This is a genomic window from Streptomyces sp. NRRL S-455 (assembly GCF_000717875.1).
Taxonomy (GTDB): domain Bacteria; phylum Actinomycetota; class Actinomycetes; order Streptomycetales; family Streptomycetaceae; genus Streptomyces.
Window position 1 is genome coordinate 120,962 of sequence record NZ_JOCT01000022.1, and the last position, 16,562, is coordinate 137,523.

The 16,562-nt window shown below is 71.6% G+C and carries 14 protein-coding genes and 1 pseudogene; 7 read left to right on the top strand and 8 right to left on the bottom strand.

Features of this window, described 5'->3' with window-relative positions:
• Positions 1-11: 11 nt before the first annotated feature.
• The 3 genes from IE97_RS0127495 to IE97_RS0127505 form a co-directional block, all read right to left on the bottom strand.
• On the bottom strand, positions 12-1,031 hold the full coding sequence (locus IE97_RS0127495; RefSeq protein ID WP_030246041.1) for an ABC transporter permease: 1,020 nt from the start codon (positions 1,029-1,031) through the stop codon (positions 12-14).
• Entirely contained in the window at positions 1,028-2,545 is a 1,518-nt protein-coding gene (locus tag IE97_RS0127500; RefSeq protein ID WP_030246044.1) for a sugar ABC transporter ATP-binding protein, read from the bottom strand. Before IE97_RS0127500 ends, IE97_RS0127495 begins: the two co-directional genes overlap by 4 nt.
• A 145-nt stretch (positions 2,546-2,690) precedes the next feature.
• Positions 2,691-3,872, bottom strand: coding sequence for an ROK family transcriptional regulator (locus tag IE97_RS0127505; protein WP_030246047.1), 1,182 nt, complete (start codon positions 3,870-3,872; stop codon positions 2,691-2,693).
• A gap of 259 nt (positions 3,873-4,131) precedes the next feature.
• Here IE97_RS0127505 and IE97_RS0127510 point away from each other — a divergent pair, with 259 nt between their 5' ends.
• The gene (locus IE97_RS0127510) at positions 4,132-4,539 is read left to right on the top strand and encodes a PaaI family thioesterase (protein WP_030246049.1); all 408 of its coding nucleotides are present in this window, start codon (positions 4,132-4,134) and stop codon (positions 4,537-4,539) included.
• 9 nt (positions 4,540-4,548) lie between these two features.
• Here the strand turns inward: IE97_RS0127510 and IE97_RS0127515 are convergent, their stop codons facing one another.
• The 4 genes from IE97_RS0127515 to IE97_RS0127530 all read right to left on the bottom strand — a co-directional run bounded on the left by IE97_RS0127515 (position 4,549) and on the right by IE97_RS0127530 (position 7,888).
• Complete coding sequence (locus tag IE97_RS0127515) at positions 4,549-5,226, bottom strand: GntR family transcriptional regulator (RefSeq protein ID WP_030246053.1); 678 nt, start codon at positions 5,224-5,226, stop codon at positions 4,549-4,551.
• A gap of 129 nt (positions 5,227-5,355) precedes the next feature.
• The gene (locus IE97_RS0127520; protein WP_030246057.1) at positions 5,356-6,294 is read right to left on the bottom strand and encodes a beta-ketoacyl-ACP synthase III; all 939 of its coding nucleotides are present in this window, start codon (positions 6,292-6,294) and stop codon (positions 5,356-5,358) included.
• A gap of 150 nt (positions 6,295-6,444) precedes the next feature.
• Positions 6,445-6,585 carry an MFS transporter small subunit gene (locus IE97_RS42605; RefSeq protein ID WP_010045941.1) on the bottom strand — a complete coding sequence of 47 codons (141 nt, stop codon included), beginning with the start codon at positions 6,583-6,585 and terminating at the stop codon, positions 6,445-6,447.
• Positions 6,554-7,888: an OFA family MFS transporter gene (locus tag IE97_RS0127530; RefSeq protein WP_030246059.1), complete on the bottom strand. Its 1,335-nt coding sequence runs from the start codon at positions 7,886-7,888 to the stop codon at positions 6,554-6,556. Before IE97_RS0127530 ends, IE97_RS42605 begins: the two co-directional genes overlap by 32 nt.
• Positions 7,889-8,010: 122 nt before the next feature.
• Here IE97_RS0127530 and IE97_RS40830 point away from each other — a divergent pair.
• From IE97_RS40830 to IE97_RS0127550, 4 genes and pseudogenes are all read left to right on the top strand, one after another.
• A pseudogene (locus tag IE97_RS40830) lies at positions 8,011-8,106 on the top strand (Fe-S-binding domain-containing protein); the annotation flags it as partial.
• A gap of 25 nt (positions 8,107-8,131) precedes the next feature.
• Complete coding sequence (gene fdhD / locus IE97_RS0127540; protein ID WP_030246062.1) at positions 8,132-9,019, top strand: formate dehydrogenase accessory sulfurtransferase FdhD; 888 nt, start codon at positions 8,132-8,134, stop codon at positions 9,017-9,019.
• 265 nt (positions 9,020-9,284) lie between these two features.
• Positions 9,285-11,156: an exo-alpha-sialidase gene (locus IE97_RS0127545; RefSeq protein WP_030246066.1), complete on the top strand. Its 1,872-nt coding sequence runs from the start codon at positions 9,285-9,287 to the stop codon at positions 11,154-11,156.
• 11 nt (positions 11,157-11,167) lie between these two features.
• A complete protein-coding gene (locus IE97_RS0127550) occupies positions 11,168-12,406 on the top strand; it encodes a DUF4185 domain-containing protein (RefSeq protein ID WP_030246068.1) in 1,239 nt (412 codons plus the stop codon).
• Here IE97_RS0127550 and IE97_RS0127555 read toward each other — a convergent pair.
• The gene (locus IE97_RS0127555; RefSeq protein WP_030246071.1) at positions 12,342-13,358 is read right to left on the bottom strand and encodes a bile acid:sodium symporter family protein; all 1,017 of its coding nucleotides are present in this window, start codon (positions 13,356-13,358) and stop codon (positions 12,342-12,344) included. The two genes, IE97_RS0127550 and IE97_RS0127555, sit on opposite strands and share 65 nt — an antisense overlap.
• A gap of 160 nt (positions 13,359-13,518) precedes the next feature.
• On the opposite strand from IE97_RS0127555, the gene IE97_RS0127560 reads away from it, so the two are divergent.
• Entirely contained in the window at positions 13,519-14,397 is an 879-nt protein-coding gene (locus IE97_RS0127560; protein WP_030246073.1) for a LysR substrate-binding domain-containing protein, read from the top strand.
• 298 nt (positions 14,398-14,695) lie between these two features.
• Positions 14,696-16,522, top strand: coding sequence for an AMP-dependent synthetase/ligase (locus IE97_RS0127565; RefSeq protein ID WP_030246075.1), 1,827 nt, complete (start codon positions 14,696-14,698; stop codon positions 16,520-16,522).
• The last annotated feature ends 40 nt before the right edge of the window (positions 16,523-16,562 follow it).

The following is a 16,562-nucleotide window of genomic DNA, read 5'->3' on the forward strand; positions in this document are numbered from 1 at the left end:
GAACCCTTTCCTCAGGTCGTGCTCGCGGTACGTCGTTGGACCAGCACGGCGGCGACGATGATCGCTCCCTTGGCGATCTGCTGGACGTCGCTCTGCAGGTTGTTCAGGGCGAAGATGTTGGTGATCGTGGTGAAGATCAGGACGCCGAGGACGGATCCGACGATGGTGCCCCGGCCGCCGGTGAGCAGCGTCCCACCGATGATCGCGGCGGCGATGGCGTCGAGTTCGTAGAGGTTGCCGTTGGTGTTCTGGCCGGAGCCGGCCAGGACGATCAGCAGGAAGGCGGCGATACCGCAGCACAGCCCGGACAGCAGGTACAGGTAGAGCCGCTGGCGGCGGACGTCGATGCCGGCGAGCCGGGCGGCCTCCGGGTTGCCCCCGACGGCGACCGTGCGGCGGCCGAAGGTGGTGCGGTTGAGCACCAGCCAGCCGATGACCGTGACCACGGCGAAGACCAGCACCAGGGGTGGGATGCCGAGGACGTAGGCGTCGCGCTCCCCCAGGTCGAGGACGGACGGCACGGTGACGATCTGCGTCTTGCCGTCGGTGATCTGCAGGGCGAGGCCACGGGCGGAGGCCAGCATGGCGAGAGTGGCGATGAACGGCACCATCGCGCCGTATGCGATGAGCACCCCGTTGACCAGGCCGCAGCCGACTCCGACCACGACCGCCGTGAAGAGGATGCCGGTGAAGCCGTACTCCTGGGTGGCGACGGTGGTCGCCCACACCGAGGCGAGGGCGACGATCGCGCCGACGGACAGGTCGATGCCGCCGGAGACGATGACGAAGGTCATGCCGACGGTGACGACGCCGATGACGGACGCCTGAGTGAGCACCAGTTGCAGGTTGCGGGTGTCGAGGAACTCGTCGGGCTTGGTGATGCCGCCGATGAGCACCAGCACGGCGAGCACGCCGAGCAGGGAGAGGGTGCGGACGTCGGCGCGGGCCATCAGGCCACGCCAGGCGGGGGGCTGGGCCTGGGACACCTTCGCGGTGCTGCTGTCCCGCGGCGGGGAGACGGGCTGCGTCATGACACCGGGCTTCCTTCCATGACCAGGTCGAGTACGCGGTGTTCGTCGAGTTCGCGCGCGGGTGCCGTGTGGACGACGCGGCCCTCGCGCAGCACCAGCACGCGGTCGGCGAGGCCGAGCACCTCGGGCACCTCGCTGGAGACCAGCAGCACGGCGAGACCCTCGTCGGCCAGCCGGCGGATGACCGCGTAGAGCTCGGCGCGGGCGCCGACGTCGACGCCGCGGGTGGGTTCGTCTAGCAGCAGCACCTTGCAGCCGCGCAGCAGCCAGCGGGCGAGCACGGCCTTCTGCTGGTTGCCGCCGGACAGGGTGCGCACGGGAACCGACGGGTTGTCGGGCCGGAGCGACAGCTCGCGGGTCGCGGCCCGGGCGGCGCCCAGTTCGGCGCCCCGGTCGATCCAGCCGCCGCGCGAGAAGCGGGACATGGAGGAGACCGACACGTTGCGGGTGACGGACTCCAGCATCAGCAGGGCCTGCGCCTTGCGCTCCTCGGGGGCGAGCCCGAGCCCGGCCCGGACGGCGGCCCGGACGCTGCCGGGCTTCAAGGGCCTGCCGTCGACGAGCACCTGACCGGACGTCGGCTTCCGGGCGCCGTAGACGGTCTCCAGGATCTCGGAGCGGCCCGAGCCGACGAGTCCGGCGAGACCGACGATCTCACCCGGCCGCACCTCCAGGTCGAGGGTCTCGAACTCCCCCTGCCGGGACAGCCCCTTGACTTTCAGGACCGGCTCGCCGGGCGGCGGGGAGACGGGCCGGCCGGGGAAGACGTACTCGACGTTGCGGCCGGTCATCAGGGCGACGACCTCACGGGTCGGGGTCGCTTTCGCGGGGAGCCCGTTCGCGACGGCCCGGCCGTCCTTCAGGACGGTCACCCGGTCGCCGATGCGGCGGATCTCCTCCAGGCGGTGGGAGATGTACACGACGGCGACGCCGGCGGCGGTGAGGTCGCCGACGATACGGAAGAGGTTGTCGACCTCGTCCGGGTCGAGGGCGGCGGACGGCTCGTCCATGACGATGAGCCGCACGTCATGGGAGAGCGCCCGGGCCATGGACACGATCTGCTGCTGCGCCGCCGACAACTCCCCGACGAGCCGGGCGGGGTCGATCTCCGCATGGCCGAGTCGCTTCAGCAGGGAGGCGGTCGAGGCCCGGGCCGCCTTCCCCCGCACGACGAACCCCGCGGCGGTCGGCTCGTGCCCCAGATGCACGTTCTCGGCGACCGACAGGTGCTCCACCAGGTCGAGTTCCTGGTAGATGGTGGCGATGCCGAGGCGCATGGCGGCGATCGGTGAGCGGAGGGCGACCTCCTCGCCGCGCCACCGGAGGCGGCCGGTGTCGGGCTGGTGGGCGCCGGCGAGGACCTTGATGAGGGTCGACTTGCCTGCGCCGTTCTGGCCGAGGAGGCAGTGCACCTCGCCGGCCTGGACGTCGAGGTCGACGCCGTCGAGGGCCCGGACTCCGGGGAACGACTTGGTGATGCCGGACATGCTGAGCAGCGGTGGTTCTGGTGCCATGCGAATTCCCCTTGGCGGGCGGGCCGGTGTCAGGGCGCTTGTCGAGCAGGCGTGTTGTCGAGCAGGCGTGTTCAGGTGCAGGGCAGAGCAGGGCGCTGTGCTGGTGAGCCGTGCTGGTACTGGTGAGCCGTGCTGTGGAAAGGGACTACGCGGGTGAGAACAGGTGGTCGCTGATGAGCCGGGCCGCGCCGGTGACGCCGGCGGCGGGTCCCAACTCGCCCAGGACGATGGGGAGGTTGCCGGTCGCCAGCGGCAGCGACTGGCGGTAGACCTGGGTGCGGATCGCGGCGAGCAGGGTGTGGCCGAGGCCGGTCACCCCGCCGCCGATCACCACCAGGCCGGGGTTGAAGAAGCTGACCAGGCCGGCGATGACCTGGCCGGTGCGGTTGCCGCCCTCGCGGATCAGATCGAGCGCGGTGGCGTCACCGGCGGCGGCCGCGGCGGCGACGTCGACGGCGCTGAGGGTGCCGTTCGTCTCCAGCCGGGAGGCCAGTTCGGCCGAAAGCCCCTGCTGGGCGGCCTCCATGGCGTCGCGGGCTAGGGCCGCGCCACTGAAGTGGGCCTCCAGACAACCCCGGTTGCCGCAGGCGCAGGGGCGGCCGTCGGGGACGGCCTGGATGTGCCCGATGTCGCCGGCGCTGCCCGTCGTACCGCGGTAGACCTCACCGCCGACGACGATGCCGCAGCCGATGCCTGTGCCGATCTTGACGCAGAGGAAGTCGGCGACGGTGCGGGCGACGCCCGCGTGCTGCTCCCCCATCGCCATGAGGTTCACGTCGTTGTCGACCATGACCGGGCAGCCGAGTTCCTGGCTGAGCGCCTCCCGCACGGGGAAGCCGTCCCAGCCCGGCATGATCGGCGGCGCCACCGGGATGCCCTCGGGGAAGCGGACCGGGCCCGGGACGCCGATGCCGGCGCCGTCGAACCCCTCCGCGAGCCCGGAGGCCTTGAGTTTGGCCGCCATGGCCAGGACCTGCTCGAAGACCGCGACCGGGCCTTCTCGCACGTCCATGGGATGGTTGATGTGCCCGAGGGTCTCCAGCTCGGCGTTGGTGACGGCGACGTCGACCGAGGTCGCGCCGATGTCCACACCGAGGAAACGCAGTTCGGGGTTGAGCCGGATGTTGTGGGAGCGGCGGCCGCCGCGCGAGGCGGCGAGTCCGTCGGCCACGACCAGCCCCGTCTCCAGCAGCCGGTCCACCTCCACGGCGAGCTTGGACCGCGAGAGGTCGACCTGGTCGCCCAGCTGGGCGCGGGAGTTGGGGCCGCCGTCGCGCAGCAGCTTCAACAGTCGGGCCTGATGGGCGTTTCCGGGTCGTGCGGTCATACGTCTCACGAGCCCCTCCCCGCCTCATGCGGCCTGTGCGCGCCGGCTTTCCGCCACATCGGTGGCTTGCTTTCGGAGGGAACGTAGCAGCGGCTGCCGAGGGTGGGAAGAAGTTGCGCAGATATTGCCCTCGACTTTTTCCACTCAGAGGACAAAGGCGAGGGCCGTGGGCCTTACCCGGCAGGTAATTGACCGTGCGCGCGGCCCGGGTCAGGCTGGCACCGCCATGAGTCCTCGTCGCCCCCTCGGGAGGTCCCGTATGACCGGCACGCCTGCCCCTGAAGCGCTGCTGAAGGCGGTTCCCTTCGCCGGAGAACTGGGCATCTCACTGGAGGAGGCCACCCCCGGCCGGGTCACGGCCGCGCTCGCCTGGGCTCCGGAGCTGTGCACGGTGGGCGGCGTCCTGCACGGCGGCGCGCTGATGGCCCTCGCCGACACGGCCGGCGCGGTGTGCGCGTTCCTCAACCTGCCGCCGGGCGCGAGCACCTCGACGGTCGAGTCGAAGACGAACTTCTTCCGCGCCGTGCGGTCGGGCACCGTACGCGCCGAGGCGCAGCCGGTCCACGTGGGCCGTTCCTACGTCGCGGTCCGGACGGACCTGCGCGACGAGGACGGCACCCTGGTGTGCCAGACGACCCAGACCCAGGCGGTACTGACGGCCGGGTGAACCCCTGGTCTAGGGACGCGCCCGCGCGTGGTACGACCTGCGCGTGTGCTCGGTGTGCTCGCGCATCAGCCGGGCGGCCCGCTGTTCGTCGCCACCGGCGATCGCGGCGATGAGGTCACGGTGCTCGGTCCAGGACTGGTGGCCGCGCTGCCGGGCGACCGGCGTGCAGTACCAGCGGACACGACGGTCGACCTGGGCGGCGAGTTCCGCGAGGACGGCGTTGCCGGCCAGGTCCATGATCTTCGCGTGGAAGCGGGCGTCCACGGCGACGGCGCCGTCCACGTCGTCGGCCTCGACGGCCTGCTCGCCCTCGGCGCACAGCGCTTCGAGGGCGGAGATCCCGGCACTGTTCGCGTTCGCCGCCGCGAGCCGGGCCGCCTCGGCCTCCAGGAGCGTACGGACCGTGAGGAGCTGATCGGCTTCCTCCTCCGTCGGCTCGTGCACGAACGCGCCCTGGGCGGGCCGCAGATCGACCCATCCCTCGGTGTTGAGCCGCTGCAGCGCCTCGCGCACCGGCTGCCGGGAGACCCCGAGGTGCCCGGCGAGTTCGCTCTCGACGAGGTGCTGACCGGGCTGGAGCGCACGGGTGGTGATGAGTTCGAGCAGCGCCTCGTACACACGGTCGCGCAACGGACCCGGACGTTCCAGCCTGGGTACCGCCCCCTGGGGCAGGCCTGGCGACAGCATCGCGGGTCCCCCTCCTCGACAGGGCCGTGCACGGCGCGGCGGAAGCTCACCGCGGAGCCGGCACCGACTGTCTTTCATCTACAGTCTACGGAGCACGCGGAGCAGGGTTCACCGCGTCGCAGCAGGGCGTCAGGGGCAGCGGACGACCTGCCCCGCGTACGACAGGTTCCCGCCGAAGCCGAACAGCAGCACCGGGTCGCCGGTGGTGACCGCGCCCTGCTCGACCAGCTTGGAGAAGGCCAGCGGGATGCTCGCGGCCGAGGTGTTGCCGGACTCGGTGACATCACGTGCGACGACCGCGTTCACGGCGCCGATCTTCTCGGCGAGGGGTTCGATGATGCGCAGGTTGGCCTGGTGGAGCACGACCGCGGCGAGGTCCGCCGGCACCAGACCGGCCCGTTCGCACGCCCGGCGCGCGATGGGTGGCAGCTGGGTGGTCGCCCAGCGGTAGACGCTCTGGCCCTCCTGGGCGAAGCGCGGCGGGGTGCCCTCGATCCGCACCGCGTGCCCCATCTCCGGCACCGAGCCCCACAGCACCGGCCCGATGCGGGCCTCCGGAGAGGCTTCGACCACCGCGGCCCCCGCGCCGTCGCCGACGAGCACGCACGTGGTGCGGTCGCTCCAGTCGGTCACGTCGGACATCTTGTCGGCGCCGATGACGAGCGCGCGGCTCGCGCCGCCCGCGCGGACGGTGTGGTCGGCGGTGGCCAGGGCGTGGGTGAAGCCCGCGCACACCACGTTGAGGTCCATCGTGGCGGGCTGCGGGATGCCGAGGCGGGACGCGACCCGGGCGGCGGTGTTGGGTGAGCGGTCGACCGCGGTGGAGGTGGCCACCAGTACCAGGTCGATGTCGGCCGGGGCCAGTCCGGCCGCCGCGAGGGCCTTGGCGGCGGCGTGGGCGGCCAGTTCGTCGACCGGCTCGTCGGCCTCGGCGACGTGGCGGGTGCGGATGCCCACCCGGCTCCTGATCCACTCGTCACTGGTGTCGACCATGCCCGCCAGGTCCTCGTTGGTGAGCACCTTGGCGGGCTGGTAGTGGCCGACTGCGGCGATGCGCGAGCCGTTCATTCGGGCGGTCCCCCTCGTTGCCTTGGGTAGCGGGACACACCAGTCTGATCAGTGACTCGCCGGTACGCGGGCAGGCAACGTGACAGGAAACGGGCGTCAGGGTTGTCAGCTTCGATCAGATCCTCGGACGCCCGCACACCTATCCGTCACCTAGCCGGTGAACAGCTGCGTCGCCTTCCGGACGAGTTCGTACAGCCCGTAGGCGAGGGGGACGCCCACCCACACCCAGGCGAAGGCGATCAGCCACCGCCGGTCCGGGCTAGGCGGACTCTGACTGCTGTCGCTGGACACGGTCGGCCTCCTTCGGCTGGGGGACGTGGTGGCGTGGGTGGACGGGCCGGACGAGTTCGTTGGCGACGAAGCCGACGACCAGCAGCCCGATCATGATGACGAACGACAGCCCGTACAGGGACGCGCCGTGCCGGCCCGCCTCCTCCTGCCGGTCGGCGATCCAGTTCACGATCAGCGGGCCGAGCACCCCGGCCGTGGACCAGGCGGTGAGCAGCCGCCCGTGGATGGCACCGACCTGGTACGTGCCGAACAGGTCCTTCAGATACGCCGGGACGGTCGCGAAGCCGCCGCCGTAGAAGGAGAGGATCACCAGCGCGCACAGGACGAACAGCGGCTTGGAGGAGTCGCCGAACAGGGCGATGAGCGCGTACATCAGCGCGCCGGCGCCCAGGTAGACGCGGTAGATGTTCTTGCGGCCGATGAGGTCGGACGTCGAGGACCAGCCGATGCGGCCCGCCATGTTCGCCGCCGACAGCAGCGCGACGAATCCGGCGGCGGCCGTCACCGACACCGGTGTGGAGGTGTCGGCGAAGAAGTCCGTGATCATGGGCGCGGCCTTCTCCAGGATGCCGATGCCCGCGGTGACGTTCATGCAGAGCACGATCCACAGGAACCAGAACTGGGGGGTGCGCAGGGCCTGGTTCGCGGACACCTGCGGGCCGGTGGGGGCTTGTCGCGCCGTTCCCCGCGCCCCTGGGGCATGACGCGGAACCCGGACCAGCAGAACACCCAGCAGCATGAAGACGGCGTACGACAGACCGTGCACGAGGAAGGCCAGCGCGATGCCGGAGCTGTCGGCGCCGAAGGACTCCAGCATCTGGGCGCTCCACGGCGAGGCGATCAGCGCGCCACCGCCGAAGCCCATGATGGCGATGCCGGTGGCCATGCCGGGCCGGTCCGGGAACCACTTGATCAGGGTGGAGACGGGTGAGATGTAGCCGATGCCGAGGCCGATGCCGCCGACGAAGCCATAGCCGAGGACGATCAGCCAGTACTGCTCCGTGGCCGCGCCCAGCGCGGAGAGCAGGAATCCGGACGAGAAGCAGACCAGGGCGACGGTCATCGCCCAGCGCGGGCCGTTGCGTTCCACGAGCGTGCCGCCGAACGCGGCCGACAGGCCCAGCATGACGATGCCCAGCTGGAAGGGCAGCGCGCTCTGGGTGCCGCTGAGGCCGAGCGCGGACTCCAGGGGCGGTTTGAACACGCTCCAGGCGTAGGCCTGGCCGATGGAGAGGTGTACGGAGAGGGCGGCGGGCGGAACGAGCCAGCGGCTCCAGCCCGGGGGTGCTACGGGGGGACTCATGAACCCCGGACGGTAGGGATCCGCAAGGGAGTTGAGAAGGCGGCGCGTCGACCGTATGCGGTGAGTGGTAGCCGGCATGCGCCGAACGGTCGGCGCGCGGCCCCTCGCCGCCCCTGTCGCCGACGGTGACGACCACGGTGTGCGCGTACTGTGGAGTGGGCCGCGGCATGACGCCGCACGTGCAGGACAATGAGATCGTGAAGGTCACCTCGCCGCACGTACAGAACCGGGACTGATCAGGACATGGGACGAGTCACGGAACGACGCAAGGTGCTCCGCATCCGGGACGGAGCGGTCTCCAGCCGCCCGGACACGCTGGTGGCCGAGGAACCCCTGGAGATCCGGCTGAACGGCAGGCCCCTGGCCATCACCATGCGCACCCCGGGCGACGACTTCGCACTGGCGGCCGGCTTCCTGGTGAGCGAGGGGGTGCTGGGCGGGCAGCGGGACCTGCGGAACATCGTGTACTGCGCCGGGGCCACAGGTGGGGGCCCCTCCCTGCTCGAGCGAAGCCGAGAGCTTGGGGGAGGCGCGAACACGTACAACGTGGTCGATGTGCAGACGGCCCCGGACGTGGTGATCCCCGACATCACCCTGGAGCGGAACGTCTACACGACGTCCTCCTGCGGCCTGTGCGGCAAGGCGTCGCTGGACGCGGTCCGGACGACGGCACGCTGGCCCATCGCCGACAGTCCCGCGGTGCGGGTCACCCCGGAGCTGCTGGCGAGCCTGCCCGACCGGCTGCGCGCCGCCCAGCGGGTCTTCGACCGGACCGGTGGCCTGCACGCCGCGGCCCTCTTCTCGGAGGGCGGTGAGCTGCTGGACGTCCGGGAGGACGTGGGCCGGCACAACGCGGTCGACAAGCTGGTCGGCCGCGCCCTGCAGAACGGGGACCTGCCCCTGTCCCGGACGGTTCTGCTCGTCTCGGGCCGGGCCTCCTTCGAGCTGGCTCAGAAGGCCGTGATGGCCGGCATACCGGTCCTGGCGGCCGTCTCGGCGCCGTCCTCGCTGGCGGTGGACCTGGCCGCCGAGACGGGCCTGACCCTGGTGGGCTTCCTGCGGGGCGGCTCCATGAACGTGTACGCGGGTGAGGACCGCATCGCCCTGCGGGCGGCGGCCGCCCAGGACTGAGCAGGCTCCCCGGCGACACGGCGGCGGGGCCCCGACCGGCGGAGCGCCCCCTGCGCCGCAGGGGCGACCGAGGCACGGTCCGACCTCGGCAAGGTCGTCCTGATCCCCTGACGCACGCTTCTTGTGGGGGTCTGCGGGTCCCAGTACCGTCATGACCCCACACATGGGACGTAGGATGTCCGATTGTCCGCACTTCTGCCGCCCGGATGTCCGATTCCATGCCTCGGTGGTCCAGCCGACAGACGCATGAAGGGCAGGTCGCACCATGCCGTCAAGTCTTCGCGCACGTCTGAGATCCACCCTGACAGCCGTTCTCACCGCCGCGGCGCTGCTGGCGCCCACCGTCCCGGGCCATGCCCGACCCACCGCAGAATTACCGGAGTTCGAGCAGCAGATCCTCTTCAAGGCTTCCCAGGATCCCGGCTACTCCTGCTTCCGGATCCCGGCGATCGTGCGGACGACGGCCGGCACGCTGCTCGCCTTCGCCGAGGGCCGGGTCCTCAACTGCGGGGACGCGGCGGACATCGACATCGTCGTCAAGCGCTCCACCGACGGCGGCCGCACCTGGGGACCGCTCCAGGTCGTCAACGAGGGCGCCGGCGACACGCACGGCAACCCGGCGCCCCTCGTGGACCGGAGGACCGGCCGGATCCTGCTGGCCGAGACGTACAACACGGGCCGTACGGACGCCGGCAACTGCACCGTTCCCTGCGACCGCACCCCGCACCTCCAGTACAGCGACGACGACGGCCGGACCTGGTCGGAGCCGCGCGACCTGAGCGACGAGATCCTGCCCGAGCACTGGAACTCCTGGTACGCCACCGGTCCCGTGCACGGCATCCAGCTCACCCGCGGCAAGCACGCCGGGCGGCTGGTGTTCGGCGTCAACACCGAGACGTGGGACGGCAGCCGGGTCACCGCGAACCATGCCGCGCTCATCGTCAGCGACGACGGCGGCGACCACTGGCGGATCGGCGCCACGGACTCCTGGCCCATAGCGCAGGACGGCACGTTCCGGCAGAAGCCGTCCGAGGTGACGCTCACCGAACGCGCCGACGGCGGGGTCCTCGTCAGCGGCCGGGAGCAGGACGGCACCGACCTGGGCCACCGCTCCCAGACCGTCAGCCGGGACGGCGGCGACAGCTTCGCCACGCCCTTCCGCGACCTGCCCGACCTCTACACCCCGCAGGTCCAGGGAGCGACCCTGCGCCTGGGCGACCGGATCCTGCTGTCCGCCCCGGCCGACCCCGACCGCCGCCGGACGATGATGGTCCGCTCGTCCTACGACGGCGGGCGCACCTGGGACAGCGTGGACCGGGGCACGGTCGTCACCACGGACTGGTCCGGCTACTCCGACATGGCGTCGGTCGACTCCTCGACGGTGGGCCTGCTGTACGAGGGCGGGGCGGTCGACGCCCGGGACGAGATCCGCTTCGCCCGCTTCAGCGAGGACTGGCTGAAGCCACGGCGGGGCCGCGACCCGACCACCCGTGACGCGGCGGCCGGCGCCAGGCCCGCGGCCGTGCTCGGCGGTGCCGGGCGGACGGCCGGGGTGCGCGGAGGCGCGCTGTCCTTCGACGGCACCGACGACGCGGTACGCCTGCCGTTCCGGTCCCGGCTCCCGCTCGGCGACGGGGACTTCACGGCGTCGCTGTTCTTCCGCTACACGGCCACCACCGGCGAGCAGCCGTTCCTGTGGATGGGCGGCATCGGCACCACCCAGCCGCAGATCTGGCTGCGCGGGGAGCCGGCGAGCGACCGGGTCCGTGGGCTCATCACGACCCGGTCGGGCGCGACGACCGTCAGGTCGGCCTCGGTGTGGACCACCGGCGCCCACAACGACGGACGCTGGCACCATCTGGCCCTGCGCCGGAGCGAAGGGAAACTGACGCTCTTCCTCGACGGTTCGCAGATCAGCACCACGGACGTGCCGGGCTCGGTCAGCCGCAACTCCCCGTTCGGTGTGCACATCGGCCAGCGGATGGACAGCAGGGCGTTCCTGACGGGGGCGATCGACGACGTCCGCGTCTGGAACCGGGCCCTGACCGACCGGGAGTTGGCCTCCGGCGCCTCGGGCGCGGCCGCGCGGGGCACGGTGCTGTGGCTGCCCATGGACCAGGTGAGCGGCAGCAACTAACGTCACGGGACGTGCCCGACGACGCATACGCAGCACGAGCACGACAGCGCACGGGAACCGGGATCGGCCTGCTGCTGGTCCTGGTTCTCGGGGCCGCGCTGCTCATCGCCCTCCCGGAGGACGAGAGTCCGGACGACGACGGCGCCTGCCGGGCGCGCACGGTCCGCTCCTGGCAGGCGGACGACGGCCTCACCGCCGAGTTCGCCCGCTACGGCGACGACGCGAGCCGCACCGACGACTGGACCGGCGGAGACGGCACCCACTCGGTGCGGCTGCCGGACGGCCGGGTGCTGTGGCTGTTCTCGGACACCTATCTGGGCCGGGTGTACGGCCCGCCCAACCCGCACGGCGAGTCCTACGCCTGGCGGGACGCCACCACGCCGCTGGTGCGCAACTCGGCCGTGCTGATGCGCGACGGACGGCTGGAGACCACCCTCCCCGCCCCGCTGTTCGCCGACCCGGCCCCGAACCAGTGGCGCTGGCCGGTCGCGGCCCGTGTCGAACCCCGCTCCCCCGGCTCCTCGGAGCAGGTCGTGCGGGTGCTGCTCTGGGTCCGCACGGCCGGCCAGGCCCCGTGGATCTACGGCGTGCCCACCGCCACCGAGGTCGCCACCCTGTCCCTGCCCGATCTGCGCCTGGAGTCGATCGTCAAGGTGCTCGACCAGCAGCTGGTGCCGGACCCGTCCCGGCGCGTGCTGTTCGGCACGACGCTGGTCGAGGAGGACGGCTGGACCTACGTCTTCGGCGGCGACGACGGCCAGGCCGCCTCCCGCCCCGCCTCGCACGCGTACGTGGCCCGGGTGCCGGAGGGCGGGCTCGCGGATCCGGCGGCCTGGCGGTACTGGAACGGCTCCGCGTGGTCCGCCGGCGCCCGCCCCCGTCCGGTGCTCGGGGACGGGCAGCGCACAGGCGTGGGCAGCGCCTTCTCGGTCGTCCGGGACGGCGGGACCTATGTGCTGTTCACGATGGCCACGGGCACCAAGGGGCTGACCACCGTGGCGTCGTACTGGGCGTGCTCCCCGGCCGGGCCGTGGCACGGTCCGGCGAAGGAGTTCAGCCCGTCGCTGCCGCAGGGCCAGGTGGCCGCCTACAACCCGCAGGCCCATCCGGTGCTGAGCGGCGAGGGGCGCCTCGTACTGAGCTACGACGTCAACTGGCTGGAGACGACGGGCGCCGCGGCCCAGCTCAGCCGGAACGTGTCCCTGTACCGGCCGCGGTTCGTGACGCTGCGGCTGGCTCCGGAGCGCTGACCTCCTCCGTGCGCGAGTCGCGCGAGCGGCGCTTTGCGATCACGGCGCAGACCATCAGTTGCATCTGGTGGAAGAGCATCAGCGGCAGCACGGCCAGCGAGGCGTGCGCGCCGAACAGGACGCTCGCCATGGGAAGTCCGGAGGCGAGGGACTTCTTCGAACCGGCGAACTGCAGGGTGATCCGGTCCTCCCGGCCGAAGCCCATCGCCTTTCCGCCGTACCAGGTCACCAGCAGCATCACGGTGAGGACGACCGCCTCGACGACGAGCAGCCCGGCGAGCCGGACGGGGCTGACCTGGTGCCAGATTCCCTGGACCATGCCCTGGCTGAACGCGGTGTAGACGACGAGCAGGATCGAGCCGCGGTCCACGAGCCCGAGGACCTTCCTGTGACGGGTGACGAGGCCTCCGATCCAGCGGCGCAGCAGCTGACCCGCGAGGAACGGCACGAGCAGTTGCAGCACGATCCGCAGCAGCGAGTCGGCGGAGAACCCGCCGCCGCTGCCGCCGAGCAGCGAGGCCGCGAGCAGCGGGGTGGCGATGATGCCGACGAGCGAGGAGAAGGAGCCCGCGCAGATGGCGGCGGGCACGTTGCCGCGGGCCATCGAGGTGAAGGCGATCGACGACTGGACCGTTGACGGGACCAGCGTGAGGAAGAGCAGGCCCTGGTGGAGCGGGTGGGTGAGGATCACCGGCACCAGCCCGCGGGCCGCGAGGCCGAGCAGCGGGAAGACGACGAAGGTGGCGGCCAGGACCGTGACGTGCAGCCTCCAGTGGCGCAGGCCGTCCAGCGCCTCGCGGGTGGACAGCCGGGCCCCGTAGAGGAAGAACAGGACGGCGATCGCCGCCGTGGAGGCACCGGACGCGACGTCGGCGGCCGTTCCGCGGGCCGGGAGCAGCGCGGCGACGCCCACCGTCGCGAGCAGGAGAAGGATGTACGGGTCGATCGGCATCCGACGCGGTCGGCGCAGGCGTTTCACGGTGCTCCACTGGCTCGAACGTGCAGGCGGTACAGGGCCGGAGCGGCCCTCGTCCATCCTGCTCCCCGGACCAGCGATCGGGAATCCCGTACACCGCTCTCACTGTCATCACGTTCCGCGATAGCCTGGAGCCATGCACGACCCCTCCCATCTGCGCACCTTCCTGTCGGTGGCGCAGACGCTGAGCTTCACGCAGGCCGCGCGACGGCTGGGGCTGCGGCAGTCCACCGTCAGTCAGCACGTGCGGCGGCTGGAGGACGCCACCGGGCGGACGCTGTTCAGCCGGGACACGCACTCGGTGGAGCTGACGGAGGACGGCGAGGCCATGCTCGGTTTCGCGCGCCGGATCCTGGAAGTGCACGAGCAGGCGACGGCGTTCTTCACGGGCACCCGGCTGCGCGGCCGGCTGCGGTTCGGCGCGTCGGAGGACTTCGTACTGACCCGGCTGCCGGAGATCCTCGAGGGCTTCCGGCACGAGCACCCGGAAGTCGACCTGGAGCTCACGGTCGAGCTGTCGGGCACGCTGCACGAACAGCTCGCCGCCGGGAAGCTGGACCTCGTCCTGGCCAAGCGGCGGCCCGAGGACCCGCGGGGCGAGCTGGTCCGGCACGACAGGCTGGTGTGGATCGGCGCGGAACGCCTCCGGCTCGACCCGGCCCGCCCGGTGCCACTGATCGTCTACCCGCCGCCGGGCATCACCCGCGCACTCGCCCTGGAGGCGCTGGAGCGGCAGGGCCGCGAGTGGCGCGTGGTGTGCACCAGCGGCAGCCTCAACGGCCTGGTCGCGGCGGCCCGGGCGGGCCTCGGCGTGATGGCCCACTCCCGCGGCCTCATCCCGCCGGGCCTGGTCCGGGTCCCGGACCGGGCGGGCCTGCCGGAGCTGGGGCAGGTCGACTTCGTCGTGGTCCACGGCCGGCGCCGCCCCTCCGCGCAGGACGCGGCGGACGCCCTGGCGGCGGCGATCCTGTCCGGCGGGGACCGGTTGCACCGCAGCTCACGCAAGAGCCTGTGACAACCGGAGTGACGGAATCCGCCGCCGCCACGCTGACAGAAGAGACGCCCCTCGGGTCGCGTCGGGCCGCGCCCGGGGTCGTACAGATTCGGTGGAGATTACGGCACCGAAACTTACTCAACCGTCAGGATTCTGTCCGACCCTTCCCCATGTGAGCGCTTTATCCCTCGCTGACCAGCACCGACGAGTGCGACGCCCGCCTTCGGCCCCCCTCCCGCACCCCGGCCCCGTGGGGTAGCTTCCATGGCGCTGTGCGGAGCGTCACTCAACAAGAGCGCTGAGGAGCGGGGAGCGGGGTTTGCGCGAGTTTTCCAACCCTCCGTTGGCGTTGGCGCCTCCGGTGGGCGGCCTGGCCGACGTGGTCTTCCAGCGTGCCGAGGACGACCCACTGCACATCGCCCTGGGGCGCAAGGACGAGTCCGGGCAGTGGCGGGACGTCACCGCCGCCGAGTTCCGCGACGAGGTGCTCGCCCTGGCCAAGGGCCTGCTGGCGAGCGGCATCCGGTTCGGCGACCGGGTCGCGATCATGTCCCGGACACGCTACGAGTGGACGCTTTTCGACTACGCACTGTGGACGATCGGCGCCCAGGTCGTGCCGGTCTACCCGACGTCCTCGGCCGAGCAGTGCTTCTGGATGCTCCACGACGCCGAGGTGACGGCCGCGGTCGTGGAGCACGAGGACCACGCGATGACGATCGCCACCGTCATCGACCGGCTGCCGCGGCTGCGCCGCCTGTGGCAGCTCGACTCGGCGGCGGTACAGGAGCTGTACGACGCCGGTGCGCACCTCGACGACGAGGTGGTGCACCGCCACCGGCAGGCCGTCACCCCCGACTCGGTCGCCACGATCATCTACACCTCGGGCACCACGGGCCGCCCCAAGGGCTGTGTCATCTCGCACGGCAATTTCATGTACGAGGCGGACACCGTCATCGAGCGCTGGGAGCCGGTGTTCCACTCCAAGCGGGGCGACGAGGCCGCGACCCTGTTGTTCCTGCCGCTCGCGCACGTCTTCGGGCGGATGGTTCAGGTCGCGGCGATCCGCGGCGGGGTGAAGTTCGGCCATCAGCCGCAGCTGAACGCGGCGGCCCTGCTGCCCGACCTCGCCGCCTTCAAGCCGACGTTCTTCCTGGCCGTGCCGTACATCTTCGAGAAGGTGTTCAACGCGGCCCGCCGCAAGGCCGAGAAGGAGGGCCGCTCCGGCCCGTTCGAGAAGGCCGTGGACATCGCCATCAAGTACGCCGACGCGGTGGAGGCCAAGGCCTGGGGTGCGGGGCCCGGCCCCTCGGCGGGACTGCGCATGCAGCACCAGCTGTTCGACAAGCTCGTCTACGCCAAGATCCGCGCGGCGATGGGCGGCCGCATCCGGCACGCCATGTCGGGCGGCTCGGCGATGGACCGGCGGCTCGGGTTGTTCTTCGCCGGGGCGGGCGTGCACATCTACGAGGGCTACGGCCTGACGGAGTGCACGGCCGCCGCGACGGCCAACCCGCCCGGACGCACCCGGTTCGGCACGGTCGGCCAGCCCATCCCGGGCATGACCGTGCACCTCGCCGACGACGGCGAGATCTGGCTGCACGGCCGGAACGTCTTCCAGGGCTACCTCAACAACCCCAAGGCCACCGACGAGACCCTGCACGACGGCTGGCTGGCCACCGGCGACCTCGGCTCGCTCGACGAGGACGGCTACCTCACCATCACCGGCCGCAAGAAGGAAATCCTGGTGACATCGGGCGGCAAGAGCGTTTCACCCGGCCTGCTGGAGGAGCGCGTCCGGGACCATCCGCTGGTCAGCCAGTGCATCGTCGTCGGCAACGACCGCCCGTACATCGCCGCCCTGGTGACCCTCGACCAGGAAGCCGTGGAGCACTGGCTGGCAATGCGGAACAAGCCGCGGATGTCCCCCGCGGAGCTGGTGCGCGACGCGGATCTGGAGACGGAGATACGACGCGCGGTCGTCGCGGCCAACACCCTCGTCTCACAGGCCGAGTCGATCCGTACCTTCCGCATCCTCGCCCAGCCGTTCACCGAGGAGCACGGGTTGCTGACCCCGTCCCTGAAGCTGAAGCGCAAAGCGATCGAGAAAGCGTACGAGAACGAGGTCGAGGCACTGTACCGGGCGTGAGGCCCGCCCTGTGGGGCAGGTGTCGCTTCGGAAACCCTCC

What these genes read in the sequence shown, in the direction of transcription:
- IE97_RS0127495 (WP_030246041.1), bottom strand. Translation starts at nt 1,031, where the DNA reads ATGACGCAGCCCGTCTCCCCGCCGCGGGACAGCAGCACCGCGAAGGTG.
- IE97_RS0127500 (WP_030246044.1), bottom strand. Translation starts at nt 2,545, where the DNA reads ATGGCACCAGAACCACCGCTGCTCAGCATGTCCGGCATCACCAAGTCG.
- IE97_RS0127505 (WP_030246047.1), bottom strand. Translation starts at nt 3,872, where the DNA reads ATGACCGCACGACCCGGAAACGCCCATCAGGCCCGACTGTTGAAGCTG.
- IE97_RS0127510 (WP_030246049.1), top strand. Translation starts at nt 4,132, where the DNA reads ATGACCGGCACGCCTGCCCCTGAAGCGCTGCTGAAGGCGGTTCCCTTC.
- IE97_RS0127515 (WP_030246053.1), bottom strand. Translation starts at nt 5,226, where the DNA reads ATGCTGTCGCCAGGCCTGCCCCAGGGGGCGGTACCCAGGCTGGAACGT.
- IE97_RS0127520 (WP_030246057.1), bottom strand. Translation starts at nt 6,294, where the DNA reads ATGAACGGCTCGCGCATCGCCGCAGTCGGCCACTACCAGCCCGCCAAG.
- IE97_RS0127530 (WP_030246059.1), bottom strand. Translation starts at nt 7,888, where the DNA reads ATGAGTCCCCCCGTAGCACCCCCGGGCTGGAGCCGCTGGCTCGTTCCG.
- fdhD (WP_030246062.1), top strand. Translation starts at nt 8,132, where the DNA reads ATGGGACGAGTCACGGAACGACGCAAGGTGCTCCGCATCCGGGACGGA.
- IE97_RS0127545 (WP_030246066.1), top strand. Translation starts at nt 9,285, where the DNA reads ATGCCGTCAAGTCTTCGCGCACGTCTGAGATCCACCCTGACAGCCGTT.
- IE97_RS0127555 (WP_030246071.1), bottom strand. Translation starts at nt 13,358, where the DNA reads ATGCCGATCGACCCGTACATCCTTCTCCTGCTCGCGACGGTGGGCGTC.
- IE97_RS0127560 (WP_030246073.1), top strand. Translation starts at nt 13,519, where the DNA reads ATGCACGACCCCTCCCATCTGCGCACCTTCCTGTCGGTGGCGCAGACG.